A 14,512-nucleotide genomic window follows, 5' to 3' on the forward strand; every position below is an offset into this window, starting at 1 on the left:
ATGTTAGTAGAGAAAACTATGAATCAATCTGCTATTTGGTTTAATGCTCATGCATTTGCCGAACATGTGCTTTGTGGTGGCAAAGCATTGCCGTGGAACAATGCCATTGAATTTGCAGAAGTGTATAAAAAACTTCAAGGCATTCTTCATGCAGACAGGTTTAGCGTGCCGCTGATGGGTTTTTTAGATGACTGGATTAGTCGCAATCCACATGTTTTACAAACTATGGCGGGTAAGAATCGTATTCGCTTTGCAATTAAACGCTTTTTGACAAATGAAACGCTAAGAAGTGATTTAGCTGAGTGGATGACGACGTGCTGTGCGATGGTAGATGCAGAGATTGTGCTCGAAATTCCGTCCAATGCGGCACTCATATCATGGGCTCATATTCTTGCTAATCCAAATGCTTCTATTGAGGTTTTAACGGAGCTGGATATAGATTCAACCTCGGTTTACTTAGCGGATACAGTTCGCCAGTTAAAACCTTCGGGTATTGCTGGGGTTGTAAGCACGCTATCTGAAGCTGACATCAATGTAGGGGCAATTGTTGAAGTGTATCAGCCATTGATTAATGTGGCTGAAAATTATCATTGGCAGTTTGCCTTTCGCAAGCCAGTTGTTGCGTCCACATTTAATAGCCAACAGTTTTATTGCCTTGGTGATGATAAAGACAGTGAAAATAAAGATTTAGTGTCTTTAGCTAGTGACTTCTGGAGAAATACAAGCTCAACAGTGAAACCTCATGCCGAGAAGTGGATTTACGCAGAGCTACCAGGCTTCGCCGAACCCGATGTGGTTCGCGAAAACATCTCCAAATTGCGTACCTTATAACAAGGAGATTAGTGATGCAGGTATCAGAGGGACAGTGTCTGTGGACGCCTTCTAAGTCGTTTGTTGCAGACAGTAATATGATGGCTCTAATAGGCTGGTTAGAAACGCAGCAGTTAGTTGCATGTGAGAACTATCAGGAATTATGGCAGTGGTCAGTAACAGAACCTGAAGCATTTTGGGGAGCAATGTGGCGCTACTTTGAGGTTCTTTCAGATACACCTTATACCCAGGTTATGAGCCATCGTGACATGGGTCCTGGGGTTAAATGGTTTGCAGGTAGTCAGGTTAATTTTGCAGAACATATTCTTCGTCATGAGGGGAATCACGCGGCAATATCGGCAATGTCCGAAAGTGACGCTTTACGTGTTATTAGCTGGAATGAACTCAATGAACAAGTACGGCGTGTTGCGACGTCTTTGCGTACTTTGGGTATAGAGGCCGGTGATAAAATTAGTGCGGTATTACCTAACCGTGTGGAAACCGTTGTTGCAATGCTAGCATCTATTAGTATTGGCGCGGTATGGAGCAATGCGGCGCCTGAATTTGGTACTCAGGCGATACTTGACCGGCTTGGGCAGGTTGGCCCAAAGCTGGTCTTTTTTTGCGATGGTTATGAATTTAATAGTGGTCGTTTTGATTGTGTAGAAAAATTTTCTGACCTATTGGACCACTTACCATCGGTTGAAAATGTAGTTCGGGTGGATGTATTGGGTGGCTGCCAGCCGTTTCCAAACCAATATTGTGTTAATAGCTGGACTGACATTGTTACTGGAGACGACCCAGGTCGTGAGAATTTTATCTTCACTCGTGTTGGGTCTGATCACCCATTGTGGTTTGTTTTTTCATCAGGCACCACAGGTTTACCAAAAGCTATTGCGCACTCCCATATAGGCGTATTGATTGAAATGCTTAAATTCATGAGTCTTCATATGAATTTGAAACCGGGAGATAACAGCTTTTTTTATACCACGACAGGATGGGTGATGTTCAATTTGCTCGTGGGTATGATGTTAACTGGCGCTGGAATTATTCTCTATGACGGTAGCCCCGTATATCCAGAAACAGATACATTATGGCGCTTAGCAGAGGAGTCAGACGCCACTCATTTTGGCGCTAGCCCTACCTACGTCCAACTAATGGAAAGCAACGGTATTGTGCCAAAAAATCATTATGCACTGACTCGTTTGTCTACTGTGCTGGTTGGTGGATCTCCGTCTATGCCATCGACGTTTGATTGGTTTTATCAAAATGTAAAACACGATATGTGGGTAACATCTCAGAGCGGTGGAACTGAAATTGCTAGTGCTTTTGTGGCCGCAACGCCAACCCAAGCAGTCTACGCTGCTGAAATTCAAGCCAGAGCCTTGGGCATGTCGATAAAAGCGCTTGATGACAAGGGTGTTGAAGTTTTCGATCAAGTGGGTGAGCTTGTCTGTGATTTACCCTTTCCCTCCATGCCGCTTTATTTTTTAAACGATGAGGATGGGACTCGTTATAATTCGTCATATTTTGAGGAGATTTCGGGTGTTTGGCGTCACGGTGATTTTATAAAAATTAATCAACGTGGTGGTTGCTATATATATGGTCGTTCCGATGCGACATTAAATCGTTTCGGGGTTCGTATTGGCACCGCAGAAATATACCGTACTGTAGAGTCGATCGAGGGTGTGTCAGATAGTTTAATTGTCTGCATTGAGACCGATGGTGGTGGATTTTATATGCCACTGTTTATTTCTCTAGAAAATGATGTTGAATTGAATGATGCGTTACGGAATAAGATCAAATCTGCTCTTAGGAATGAGTGTTCCCCGCGCCATGTTCCCGATGAAATTGTTGTGGCTCCGGATATCCCTTATACCTTGACGGGTAAGAAATTAGAGGTGCCCGTTAGAAAATTGTTGAAAGGTGATCAGCTTGAGAAGGTCGCCAGTCCTGGGTCTATGAAAAATCCTGATAGCTTAGCCTTTTATGTGGATTTTTCAAAAACCGTTAGTGCAAATAGCTAAATTAATAATTATTAAATACTGCTCGAATGGGTAGTGCCCAATGTGGCTAATGACTATCTAAAATGATATTGCTGAATGAGAGCTCGGTTTATCAAGATAATACATCGAGCAAAAAAATAACAATAAGGATGAATTTAAACGATGTCTACGATGATAATTAATAAATATGTCCCAGCGTTTGTGGCATTTACTTGCCTACCTATTTTACTTGGTTCCGCCTCGCTAGTTCATGCACAAGAAGGTGAGTCAAAACAGAATTCACGAGTAAGAAATGTACTTCTCGAAGAAGTGGTTGTAACCGCGCAGCGTCGTGAAGAAAACTTAAATGATGTTCCCATTGCTGTCACAGCATTAAATGGTGAGCAACTTGATATTTTAGGTGTTACCGATACCCGAGATTTAAACATTATTGTTCCGGGATTTTCCGCGTCAGAGGGCGGTTACGGTGCACCTGTTTACACTTTGCGCGGGGTAGGTTTTCCTGATTCTACTTACTTTGCCAGCCCTACGACGGGGGTTTATATCGATGAAGTGAGTATGCCGTATTCGATAATGTCCAAAGGTCCAAACATCGACCTCGCTCGAGTTGAAATTTTAAAGGGCCCTCAGGGAACATTATTTGGCCGTAGTACGACAGGGGGAGCGATTAACTATATCGCACAAAAGCCCACACAAGAGTTTGAAGCAGGTATGTCAGCGTCTTATGGTCGATTTGATCGCAAAGATGTAGAAGCATATGTTAGCGGGCCGATTACTGATGAATTTAGATATCGCTTTGCTGGACGTTATATTCTGCAGGGTGATCCTTGGCAATACAGCAATACTGACCGCAGTCGTGAATTGGGTGAGCAAGATAAATTTTCACTTCGCTCGTTATTTGACTGGGATATTTCTGACGATGTAAGTGCAAGGCTGATGTTGGCCGGCTGGCGAGATCGCAGTGATGCGCGTGCAGGCCAGCCCGTCTATTTCAATGCACAAAACCCTCAGAGTGAATTGCTGACATCGGTAAATGTTCAAAACTATCCTTATATTCCTGATTCAGACGACCCAAGGGCCGCTGAGTTTTGTAAGGGCCACTCTTCGTGTGTTGATGTAAATGGCAAGCCTTACGACTTTACTCAGAATGAAACGTTTTATCAGGCTGCCTTGCGCCTCTCTTGGTTTGTAACAGAGACTATCGAAAGTATTTTATTGGTTTCATATAATAATTTTGAGGCTGACGGCACAGAAATCCCTGCCTCTTCTTATTCCGAGCGTCATATTGAAACAACGCTCTTTTCTGAGATAGAAAATTTAGATGTAGAGTTCCGTTTACAGGGAAGTGGTGAGTTGTTCTCTTCTCCTGTCACATGGATGGTGGGTCTACACGCCACACCGCATGAAACTGGTACCGATTATCGTTTATTTGGAGCCAGTGATAATAACAGTGTTTTCTATGTTGTACCTTTGGTGGGTGCTTTACCCGGTCTGGACGATATAAGTGTACTGGGTAGCTATTACATTGGCGATGGTGAGATGGAATACCAGTCTCAATCCGCTTTTGGTAATGTCGAGTGGCAGTTTACTGATACATTAAAGGTTACAGCGGGTGCACGATACACAGATGAAGAACGTGATTTTAATGGTTGTCTTGCAGATGATGAGCGAGACAATAATACCAATGTTAACTTAGTCTTTACCGCACTTTCTGTTCAGCGTGCCTTGCTTGCGCTTACGACTCCAGATGTAACAACCCCAGGTGAATGTATTACCTTAACTGAAGATGGTCAGTTTGACCGTTTTACCGATACGCTTGAAGAGAACAGTTTGTCGTGGCGAGTGGTTGGCGACTGGACTCCAAATGATAATGTTCTGATGTACTTGTCGCGGTCTCGTGGTTTTAAGTCTGGCTCATTTCCGGTTACCAATACAACGGATCAGGGCCAGTATGTACCCGCTAGACAAGAACAAGTTGAAGCCTATGAAATTGGTGCTAAGTTGAATTTCTTTGATCGTCGCTTGCAAGTGAATACGGCTGCTTTTTATTACGATTATATTGATAAGCAATTGTTTTCTAGGATACAAGACTTTTTGTTTGGCTCACTTCCTCAATTACAAAATGCCCCATCCTCTGAAGTGACTGGCTTTGAACTTGAGCTGTCGGGCTCGCCATTTTCTGGGCTCTATTTATCTGCAGCGGGTGCTTATATAAAAACCGAAGTGAAGGAATTTCCAAACGCATTTAATACTCGCGGTGAGCCTGTCGACTTAACGGGTGCGGAATTCAATTATTCACCTAAGTTGACTTATACATTCCTAGCTGATTACAGCTTTCCGATTGGCGATGCGTATGAAATGGGTGCCGGCGTTGATTATAGTTATAAAGATGAAACTAACTCGACCTTAGATGGCGACCCTTATTTTGCCCATGATGATTTTGGTATCACTAATGCGCGCTTACGTTTTGGGCGTTCAGATGCCAAGTGGATGCTGACGCTTTATGGTCGTAATGTCTTTAATGAATACGCGACAACAGGGCATGTTCAAGTTGTTAGTGACATTGTCACTCGCTATGTTAGCGACCCTCGAACGTATGGCATTACCTTTGACTACAAATATGACTAAAGATGTTGCCGTGTAATTCCACGGCACTAGACCTTTAAGCATGAGGATTATTTTTAAATAACTAGGAATTTGGGTATGAGTCATGTTGTTGTGGCCGGCGTGGGCATGGTGAAGTTTGCTAAACCGGGAACACAGAAGCCTTATCGAGAAATGGTTAAAGATGCGGTTGGTGATGCGCTGGCAGACGCAGGGCTAGTTTATACCGATGTTCAGCAAGCTTTTGCAGCATATATCTAAGGCGACAGCTGCAGTGGACAACATGCCTTGTATGAGCTTGGCATGACGGGAATTCCAGTTGTGAATGTAAACAATAATTGCGCCTCAGGTTCGAGCGCAATCTTTCTTGCTCGTCAAGCCATTCTCAGCGGACAGGCTGAATGTGTGCTTGCGCTGGGGTTTGAGGAGATGCCTAGCGGTGCAATTTCGTCAATGTGGGCAGATAGAGAATCGCCATTTGATGTGTTTGATAACTCAATCAATGAGTTTGATTACCCCATGGGGCCACTGGCGTTACGATGTTTTGGTGCGGCTGGCCATTATTATCTTGAGCAGTACAATGCCAAGCCAGAGTTATTTGCCCAAGTTGCGGTGAAAACAAGAAAACATGCGCAAAATAATCCTTATGCTTTATTTAATTCCCCTTTGACTGTTAGCGATGTTCTGACTGCGCCAGTTTTATATAAGGACTATCTGACGCGATTAATGTGTTGTCCTCCTACGTGTGGTGCTGCTGCAGCAATAATTTGCAGCCCTGATTTTGCTAAGCATCACGGCCTCACAAGAGGTGTAAATATTGTGGCGCAAAGCATGGTCACTGATATACCCGCTAGTTTTAATGATCCAATGAACCTTGTCGGTGCAGAGATGAGTCGCAAAGCCGCTGAGCAAGCTTATGAGCAGGCTGGTGTTGGGCCGGAAGATCTCAATGTGGTTGAGCTCCATGATTGTTTTACGACAAATGAGGTGATTAGCTACGAGGCACTTGGTTTCTGCGGTGAAGGTGAGGCGACTAAGTTTGTGAGCGAGGGTGATAACACCTATGGTGGCAAACTTGTGATTAATCCGTCGGGCGGGTTGATGTCCAAGGGCCATCCGATAGGCGCAACGGGTTTAGCGCAGTGTTTTGAGCTGACCACGCAGCTTCGTGGTGAGGCGGGTGCGCGCCAAGTTGGAGGCGCAGTGCGGGGTTTGCAGCATAATCTTGGGCTAGGTGGTGCGGCGGTTGTGACGATATATAGTCGCGACACTTAGATAGTATCCAGACATCTGATTGACCATGCCACCGCTATAGCTAAACAGATTACTAGTTGCTGGGTATTAGCATTTTCTAAGGTGCTTAGCTTGCTAGTGCCATAGGAATTTCTCGTCCCCATTCAGCGTGCTGGATTGCTGGGCGGTGGCTGACTTCCATCAGTGTCGACTTCAACATTGCGAGTAACTCTTTCCACGCGCCTAGTGCATTGCCGCGTAATTCGTTGCCCAGTGCCATTTCTAATGTTTCTAGCATAGCTTGAATGAATAAATCGTAGTGACGCTCGTTTATTCCCTGTTCTTTATGGCGCTGAGCCATGTTGTGAGCAACGACTCTCAGTCCGTCAATGTTTTGTAAAGAATTTACCGTGGTGCAGAGTGTATTAATTAGCTTTCTATCTTTGGTTTTACTATCACAGGCAAACTGACCTCTAAGGTCTGGCGCTAGTTGAAAGAGGCGTGCGTAAAATACTTTGGCAAAGGGCTTGCCGATGGCTTTAATGGTATGGAGTTGCGATTGCACGGTATATATCTGTGTAGGAGTCATCTTTCGCCTCGTTTGGTTTAGTCGGCGTCAGGCGATGTCGAATCGTCGCGTCGAGTAGTGTCAAAGCTCCTTGCTTAAGTATTAATCTACTCTTACGCGGCGGGTGTGATTATTCGAAATAACCGAGGGACATATAGATAGTTTGCGAAGCGAGTTGCGGTAATTAACTACACCGCACAGTGTTTACAACGTTGAAAGACCACGAACACGCTTATCTGTCCGTGGCGTGTATTTAATCGGCGTTGGCTGCGGCTAAAAAGGCAGGCTTTTCCCCGCCACCGTGAACAGTTAGCGTTGACCCGCTAATATATGCAGCAAGGTCACTAGCTAAAAATAAGCAGGCATCTCCTATGTCAGTGGGAACAGCCATTCTTCCAAGTGGGATAGTGTTGGCCACGGCGTCAATTCCAGCTTCATCGCCATAATGGAGGTGAGCCTGTTCGGTTCTGATGATACCGGCGATAATCGCATTGGTTCGTACTTTTGGCGCCCATTCAATGGCGAGAGAGCTACTAAGGTTAAGTAAACCGGCTTTTGCTGCGCCATAAGCAGCTGTACCAGGTGAAGGTCTTACCGCGCTTACAGAGGCAATGTTGATGATAGCGCCACCCGTGGATTGGGTTTGCATGACCTTATTGCACGATTGTGAGAAATTTAAGGGAGCCAATAAATTCAATCTAATAATAGCTTCAGAGAAACGGGGTGATACTGTTGCAGCATCAGCAGCGGGAGCACCTCCGGCATTGTTTACTAGAACGTCAATACGGCCGTAGCGATTTACAATTGTGTCGACAAAACCTTGAATGGCTTCAGCATCGCGTACATCCAGAGGGAAGAAAATAGCGCTATTGTCATTAGCATTGGGTAGGGATTCTGGTTCACTGCGACCGCAAATGATGACTGTGGCGCCACATTGTAAAAAACGCTCACTAATCCCGCGTCCAACGCCTTTCCCGCCGCCGGTAATGATCACCACTTTTGTTTTGAAGTCTAATTGGCTCTGCATTTTTACTCCGCACCACTTATTATTTTAACCCTATTGGCAGTCTGCTCATGTTTTGTTATCACACAAAGGTTGTTACTTGCTCATAATATCTAGCGGGAAAGTTTACCGTATTTTCTGTCTTTGGGTGTGTTGGATTTTGAGTGTTTCAATACGGGGTGTTTCTTTATACTCCCGTATTCCGTGACTTGTAGCGAGATTCTGATGAAGGGTAGTCTGAAGAGACTAATCTAAAGTGCGTAAGTGGTGGTTGGTGCCTGATATCAATCAGGGTGTTGCTGGTATTTTGATGGAGTAGAGAGTTCAACGCTATGTCTAATCACTGTTTGGTTTTGCGGCTAAATAGCCTAGCCTAGTCTATGCGATCGCATTTAATGTCTAATAGACCGCTTTTGACATTGTTCGGAGTGGATTAAGACGTATACACTAATCTGTAAATTTGCAAAATATCATCGGTATTGCGCGGTTAATATGATCGTTTAAATGCGTTAGTAGTATATTGGATTACATAATAAAGAGAGAGTGGCTATGACAGAAAGCAAGGCGGTGGTGGCGATTTTAGGTGGTACTGGTGGTTTAGGCACGGGCTTGGCGCGACGTTGGGCGGAGGCTGGGTATAGCATCATTATTGGCTCGCGCACTCAAGACAAAGCCGAGGTTGCTGCGCAAGCATTACGCGACTTAATGAAAACCCGAGGCGTTGCTGAGGTGTCGGTAGCGGCAATGGATAATGTCTCTGCTGCCAAAGCTGCAGATATTGCTGCCTTAACCGTTCCCTTTGCACATCACGGCGCGACGCTAGAGAGCGTGAAAGAGGCATTGCAGGGGAAGATTTTAATCGACGTTACGGTACCGCTAGTACCGCCAAAAGTTGCTAGAGTGCAGCTGCCTGCTGAGGGCTCGGCAGGCCAGATTGCTCAAACCATTTTGGGTAAAGGGGTGAATGTGGTGTCTGCATTTCAAAATGTGGCGGCGGTGCATCTGCAAGACGGTCAAGGAATGGAATGTGATGTGCTGGTATGTGGTGATAATAAAGAAGCGCGCGCTAAAGTCATTGAGCTTGTGGAAGCTGCAGGCTTGCGAGGATTCCATGCCGGTAGCATTGCCAATTCGGCAGCGGTTGAAGCCATGACATCATTGCTGATATTTGTGAACAAACAATATAAATGTCACGCGGGTATAAAGTTAACGGGGTTGGATCACTAATTGGTATGACACCTTCATTAGCGTTTTACACTGTACCAGGTATACCGATGGTTCTTCCTGGTGATGATCTTGTTGATATTCTATTGGTCGCCTTAAGCACGGCTGACATTGCATTACAGGACGGCGATGTATTGGTGTTGGCTCAGAAAATTGTGTCCAAGGCAGAGAATCGTTATGCCTATCTTAAAGACGTGGAGCCTAGTGAAGAAGCTTGTGCGCTGGCGAAAAAGTGCGATAAAGACCCGCGTCATATGCAGCTTTTGCTAAATGAGTCTCGAGAAGTGATTCGAGCGCGGCCAGGTGTTGTCATTGTTGAGCATGAACTTGGCTATGTGCATGCCAATGCAGGTATTGATCGTTCTAATATTGATAGCGACGATGATAATCCGCGTTTGCTGTTATTGCCAAAAGACCCAGATCGCAGTGCGGCTTTACTAAAATCGTCATTGCAGACGCGACTAGGTGTGGAGGTCAATATTATTATTAATGACAGCGCTGGTCGAGCTTGGCGCAATGGCACCTTAGGGTTTGCACTGGGTACCGCGGGATTTGAGGCAGTTGAAAATCGAGTTGGCGAGCTTGATATATACGGTCGGCCACTTGAAGTGACGGAGGTTGCGGTAGCCGATGAACTTGCTGCTGGGGCTTCATTTTTGATGGGACAGGGAAGTGAGGCGCTTCCTGTTGTATTGATTCGCGGTGCAAATTTACGACCTTCTAGCCAAGGTTCTGCGGGCTTAATTCGTGACCGAGAAAAGGATATGTTTCGCTGATGTCGACAATTAGTAAATCGCAATCGTCGCGCTTTGGCGGGAATGTTCTGGCATTAAGTGGTGGGGTTGGCGGTGCTAAATTGTGTCGTGGGCTGGCAGAAGTTCTATTACCAGAACAACTTACGATTGTCGCAAATACCGGTGATGATTTTGATTATTGGGATTTGCGTATTTGCCCAGATTTAGACTCGGTAATGTATGCGCTAGCCGATTTAAATGATGAGGGCCGAGGCTGGGGCTTGCGGGATGAAACCTGGCTTACCCTATCGTCGATGCGAAAATTAGGGGGGGACGATTGGTTTCAAATTGGTGATCGAGATCTTGCGACTCACCTTTTGCGGACGCAATGTTTAAAAGCTGGCCAGTCGTTATCGGCAGCTACCAAAAAAATGACAACAGGGTTAGGCATTAAACATAACCTGCTACCTATGTCAGAGCAAACGGTGGCAACCAAAGTGCTAACGGACCAAGGCTATTTAGATTTTCAGCACTATTTTGTGCGGGAGCAATGTCGTCCAGAAGTGCTGGGGCTGCATTTTGACGGCGTAGAAAGTGCGGCGTTGAATCCGCTAGTGAGCAATATATTAGGTGATGATTCTCTGGCAGCGATAGTTATTTGCCCGTCTAATCCTTTTGTAAGCATTGATCCTATTTTGAATTTGCCAAATTGCAGGGCCTTATTAAAAGACGCCGCCGCGCCGGTTATTGCAGTGTCTCCGATCATTGCAGGCCGAGCCGTCAAAGGGCCCGCAGCAAAAATGATGCAAGAACTCAATATGCCGGCGACGGCTTTAGCCGTTGCCACTTATTATGGCGATTTACTGGATGGCTTTGTATTGGACGAAGCTGATGCCCATTACCTAGATGATATAAAGGCCTTGGGAATAAAAGCGTGTGTTGTTCCAACCTTGATGACAGACATGAAAAGTAAGGTCGAGCTTGCGGATGCTGTTTTAGCCTTTGCAACAAACAGTGCGATATCAGCTTGAAGAAGCTCAATCTAGCGATGAGTTAAAACGATAATTAATAAAAGTAAACGGACAGAAGCGTATAACACTATGTGGGCACTATTGCCGTTAAAAGATTTTGTGCAGGCTAAACAGCGTCTAGCCGGTAGTCTAACTGTGTCTGAGCGGCGTGGCTTATTTCATGCCATGGTGGAGGATGTGCTAACTATTTTGGTGGCACACCCAGGCTTAACGCGTATTGTTGTGGTTTCAGATGATCCTGCCGCACAATTATTGGCAGAGCACTATGAAGTGGATTGTTGGTCTGAGCGTGATTTAAATGCCAGAGGCTTAAATGATGTTGTTACTGCGGCATTGCATAGAGTGGCTGATTTAACTAAAGATAATCTGACTAACAACACTGCCGCAATGGTGGTGCACGGTGATTTACCCTTGTTGAGTGGGCAAGAGCTAACAAGTTTGATTGGCCGGCATGCTGAGCTCATGTTAGAGCACCCTTCAGCGGTCAGTATTGCCACTGACCGCCATGGTCAGGGCAGTAATATTTTAGTGTGTGATCCCGCTAACATTCCTCGTTTTGCTTATGGCAGCGAAAGCCGTATTGCCCATTACAACGCGGCGATGGCAATGGGTTTGCCTGCGCAGGTCATTAACCTGCCGGGAATAGCGCAGGACATTGATATCCGAGAAGATCTACAACGTTTGCTGGCTACGCCAGTTAACTCATCAGCTAAGCACACTTTGTTATATTTACAGCAAGCAGGTGTAGCTCAGCGCTTACAACAATTAGATGGTAATGCCGCCAATATTTCGCCACAAGCTTGGAGTGTAAGTTAAGCATGTTAGACGCGATTATCGAAAATATACCTCAGGATGGGCTTGGTAGTGAGCAGGCATTGTTATTGGCAGACATAACCGAGACTGAGCTGTTAATGGCTGCGGCAACCACCTTGCGTGACCGCGGTTTTTACAATGGTATTAGTTATTCTCGTAAAGTATTTATACCGCTAACCCATTTATGTCGCGATGTATGTCACTACTGTACTTTTGCTAAAACACCTAAAAAAATAGAGCAAGCGTATCTGCCCGTTGAACAGGTTTTGGCGCAGGTAAAAGTAGCTGAAAGTATGGGCTGCAAAGAGGCGCTGTTTACCTTAGGTGAGAAACCTGAATTGCGCTATAAAGCCGCCAGAGATGCACTAGAAGAAATGGGCTTTAGTAGCACCTTAGAATATTTAGCGCATGTGGCGAGCAGGGTGTTAGAAGAAACCAATGTGCTGCCACATATAAATGCAGGCTGTATGGATGAGGCAGAAATTGCCATGTTGCGACCCGTTTCGGCGTCCATGGGGATTATGCTTGAGTCTGCATCTAAACGCTTATGTGAAAAAGGGATGCCGCATTATGGATCGCCCGATAAAGACCCAGAGCTGCGCTTAGAGACGATTGCGCGGGCTGGGCAAGCAAAGGTGCCATTCACCTCTGGAATCTTAATTGGGATTGGTGAAACCCGTCGTGAGCGCGTAATGTCATTACTCGCATTGCGAGATTTACATAAAACTTATGGTCATATTCAAGAAATAATAATTCAAAATTTTAGAGCCAAGCCCAATACCAAAATGGCCTTGGCGCCAGAGCCGGATCTGAATGAATTATTGTGGACTATCGCGGTGGCACGATTAATCTTTGGCGCACAGATGAGTATACAAGCACCGCCAAACTTAAGCCCTGGGGTACTTCCACAACTGCTTGCCGCCGGCTTAAATGATTGGGGTGGCGTGTCACCGCTAAGTCCGGATTTTGTTAACCCAGAAGCACCGTGGCCGCATTTAGAAACCTTGGCCAATGAAACTGCGATTGCGGGTAAATATTTGCATGAGCGTTTAACCATTTATCCTCGCTATGTGCGGGATTACACCCGTTGGTTAGATCCAGCTCTGCATACTAAAGTATTGCACTATAGTGATGGGCAAGGCTTGCCGAAAGAAGATCGTTGGGTGGCGGGGCAAAATGTGGATGCACCGCAATTGGATTTAGCCTTGATACAGCAAAATCCTGAATCTATAAAAAGTACATCGGCTGTATCTTCAGATATTAATGTTTTGCTAGAGAGAGCCATGAACGCAGAAGCGCTGAATGAAAGCGAGATTGTGCGCTTGTTCAGTGCCCGTGGCAGTGATTTTTCTGCAGTCTGCCGCGCAGCAGATGAACTGAGAAAGCGCCGATGTGGAGATCAAGTTAGTTACGTGGTGACACGCAATATTAATTATACCAATGTCTGTTATTTTAAATGCCAGTTCTGTGCCTTTTCTAAAGGCAAGCTAAGTGAGAACTTGCGTGGTCGACCCTATGATTTATCGGGCGAAGAAATATCGCGGCGCGCGATAGAGGCTTGGCAACGTGGTGCTAGTGAAGTGTGTATGCAGGGTGGGATACATCCAGAATATACCGGCCAAACCTATCTGGATATCTTGGCAACACTGCGATCTGCGACTCCCGATATGCATATTCATGCGTTTTCGCCGCTGGAGGTTTGGCAGGGAGCGGAGACCTTAGGTTTAGAGTTAGAACACTATCTGCAGCAGCTTAAAGACGCTGGCCTACATACCTTACCGGGCACTGCTGCCGAAGTGTTAGATGATGATGTTAGGGCCGTTTTATGCCCAGATAAAATCAATACAGAGCAGTGGTTGGCGGTGATGGCGGCGGCCCATAAAGTCGGGTTGCGTTCCACGGCAACGATTATGTATGGGCATGTTGATAGTTATTCATCTTGGGCGCGCCATTTACTTGCGGTGCGAGCATTACAAATTAAGACTGGTGGCTTTACCGAGTTTGTCCCACTCCCTTTTGTGCCGCCGGAGGCGCCGATATATTTAAAAGGTAAGGCCCGCCGTGGTCCAAGTTTCCGCGAGGCGATATTAATGCACGCAGTTGCTAGATTAGTCTTTAACGGTGTTATTGATAATATTCAGGCGTCTTGGGTGAAGATGGGCGAGCAAGGCGTTGAGGCCTTGCTTAATGCTGGGGTTAATGATCTTGGTGGTACATTGATGAACGAAACGATCACTCGGGCAGCAGGTGCCGTTCACGGCCAAGAGGCTGCGCCCAAGCTGATGGAGGCGCGAATTGCCCGTGCGGGGCGTCAGCCGTTTCAGCGGAATACACTCTATGGCGCTGCCGATGCCGCGCAGCGTCAGCGTTCTTACGTGGCTCCCCCTCTGGACGAGGTCGTTAATACGCCAGCCCACAAATATGAACGAAGTAAACTTAGTCAGAATGATGGATTAATTGCAGCTGGATAAATCAACACAACAATA

Annotated in this window: 11 protein-coding genes and 1 pseudogene; 10 read left to right on the forward strand and 2 right to left on the reverse strand. The window is 45.8% G+C overall.

The genetic code is table 11. The features are described 5' to 3' along the window. Nucleotides 1-18 precede the first annotated feature (18 nt). The 5 genes and pseudogenes from AELLOGFF_RS04690 to AELLOGFF_RS04710 form a co-directional block, all read left to right on the forward strand. A complete protein-coding gene (locus tag AELLOGFF_RS04690; RefSeq protein WP_159267592.1) occupies nt 19-831 on the forward strand; it encodes a hypothetical protein in 813 nt (270 codons plus the stop codon). Between the two features lie 14 nt (nt 832-845). After that, nucleotides 846-2,837, forward strand: a complete 1,992-nt coding sequence (locus tag AELLOGFF_RS04695) for an acetoacetate--CoA ligase (protein WP_159267593.1) — start codon at nt 846-848, stop codon at nt 2,835-2,837. A 141-nt stretch (nt 2,838-2,978) separates the two neighbouring features. Continuing rightward, nucleotides 2,979-5,444, forward strand: a complete 2,466-nt coding sequence (locus AELLOGFF_RS04700; RefSeq protein WP_159267594.1) for a TonB-dependent receptor — start codon at nt 2,979-2,981, stop codon at nt 5,442-5,444. 75 nt (nt 5,445-5,519) lie between these two features. After that, complete coding sequence (locus tag AELLOGFF_RS04705; protein ID WP_200842602.1) at nt 5,520-5,681, forward strand: hypothetical protein; 162 nt, start codon at nt 5,520-5,522, stop codon at nt 5,679-5,681. Between the two features lie 12 nt (nt 5,682-5,693). Beyond that, nucleotides 5,694-6,695, forward strand: a pseudogene (locus AELLOGFF_RS04710) (thiolase C-terminal domain-containing protein); the annotation flags it as partial. An 85-nt stretch (nt 6,696-6,780) separates the two neighbouring features. On the opposite strand, the gene AELLOGFF_RS04715 reads toward AELLOGFF_RS04710, so the two are convergent. Together AELLOGFF_RS04715 and AELLOGFF_RS04720 are read right to left on the reverse strand one after the other, a co-directional pair. Continuing rightward, on the reverse strand, nt 6,781-7,242 hold the full coding sequence (locus tag AELLOGFF_RS04715) for a globin domain-containing protein (RefSeq protein WP_159267595.1): 462 nt from the start codon (nt 7,240-7,242) through the stop codon (nt 6,781-6,783). Between the two features lie 232 nt (nt 7,243-7,474). Continuing rightward, entirely contained in the window at nt 7,475-8,248 is a 774-nt protein-coding gene (locus tag AELLOGFF_RS04720; protein ID WP_159267596.1) for an SDR family oxidoreductase, read from the reverse strand. Between the two features lie 525 nt (nt 8,249-8,773). Here AELLOGFF_RS04720 and npdG point away from each other — a divergent pair. The 5 genes from npdG to cofH all read left to right on the forward strand — a co-directional run bounded on the left by npdG (nt 8,774) and on the right by cofH (nt 14,497). Next, the gene (gene npdG / locus AELLOGFF_RS04725) at nt 8,774-9,451 is read left to right on the forward strand and encodes an NADPH-dependent F420 reductase (RefSeq protein WP_159267597.1); all 678 of its coding nucleotides are present in this window, start codon (nt 8,774-8,776) and stop codon (nt 9,449-9,451) included. Between the two features lie 5 nt (nt 9,452-9,456). Next, nucleotides 9,457-10,224, forward strand: a complete 768-nt coding sequence (gene cofE / locus AELLOGFF_RS04730; RefSeq protein ID WP_159267598.1) for a coenzyme F420-0:L-glutamate ligase — start codon at nt 9,457-9,459, stop codon at nt 10,222-10,224. Further along, nucleotides 10,224-11,213 carry a 2-phospho-L-lactate transferase gene (cofD, locus tag AELLOGFF_RS04735; RefSeq protein ID WP_159267599.1) on the forward strand — a complete coding sequence of 330 codons (990 nt, stop codon included), beginning with the start codon at nt 10,224-10,226 and terminating at the stop codon, nt 11,211-11,213. Before cofE ends, cofD begins: the two co-directional genes overlap by 1 nt. Nucleotides 11,214-11,282: 69 nt before the next feature. After that, nucleotides 11,283-12,029 (forward strand): 2-phospho-L-lactate guanylyltransferase, encoded by a 747-nt coding sequence (gene cofC, locus AELLOGFF_RS04740; RefSeq protein WP_159267600.1) that lies wholly within the window; start codon nt 11,283-11,285, stop codon nt 12,027-12,029. A gap of 2 nt (nt 12,030-12,031) precedes the next feature. Further along, a complete protein-coding gene (gene cofH / locus AELLOGFF_RS04745; RefSeq protein ID WP_159267601.1) occupies nt 12,032-14,497 on the forward strand; it encodes a 5-amino-6-(D-ribitylamino)uracil--L-tyrosine 4-hydroxyphenyl transferase CofH in 2,466 nt (821 codons plus the stop codon). The last annotated feature ends 15 nt before the right edge of the window (nt 14,498-14,512 follow it).

It is taken from the genome of Zhongshania aliphaticivorans, assembly GCF_902705875.1.
GTDB lineage: Bacteria > Pseudomonadota > Gammaproteobacteria > Pseudomonadales > Spongiibacteraceae > Spongiibacter > Spongiibacter aliphaticivorans_A.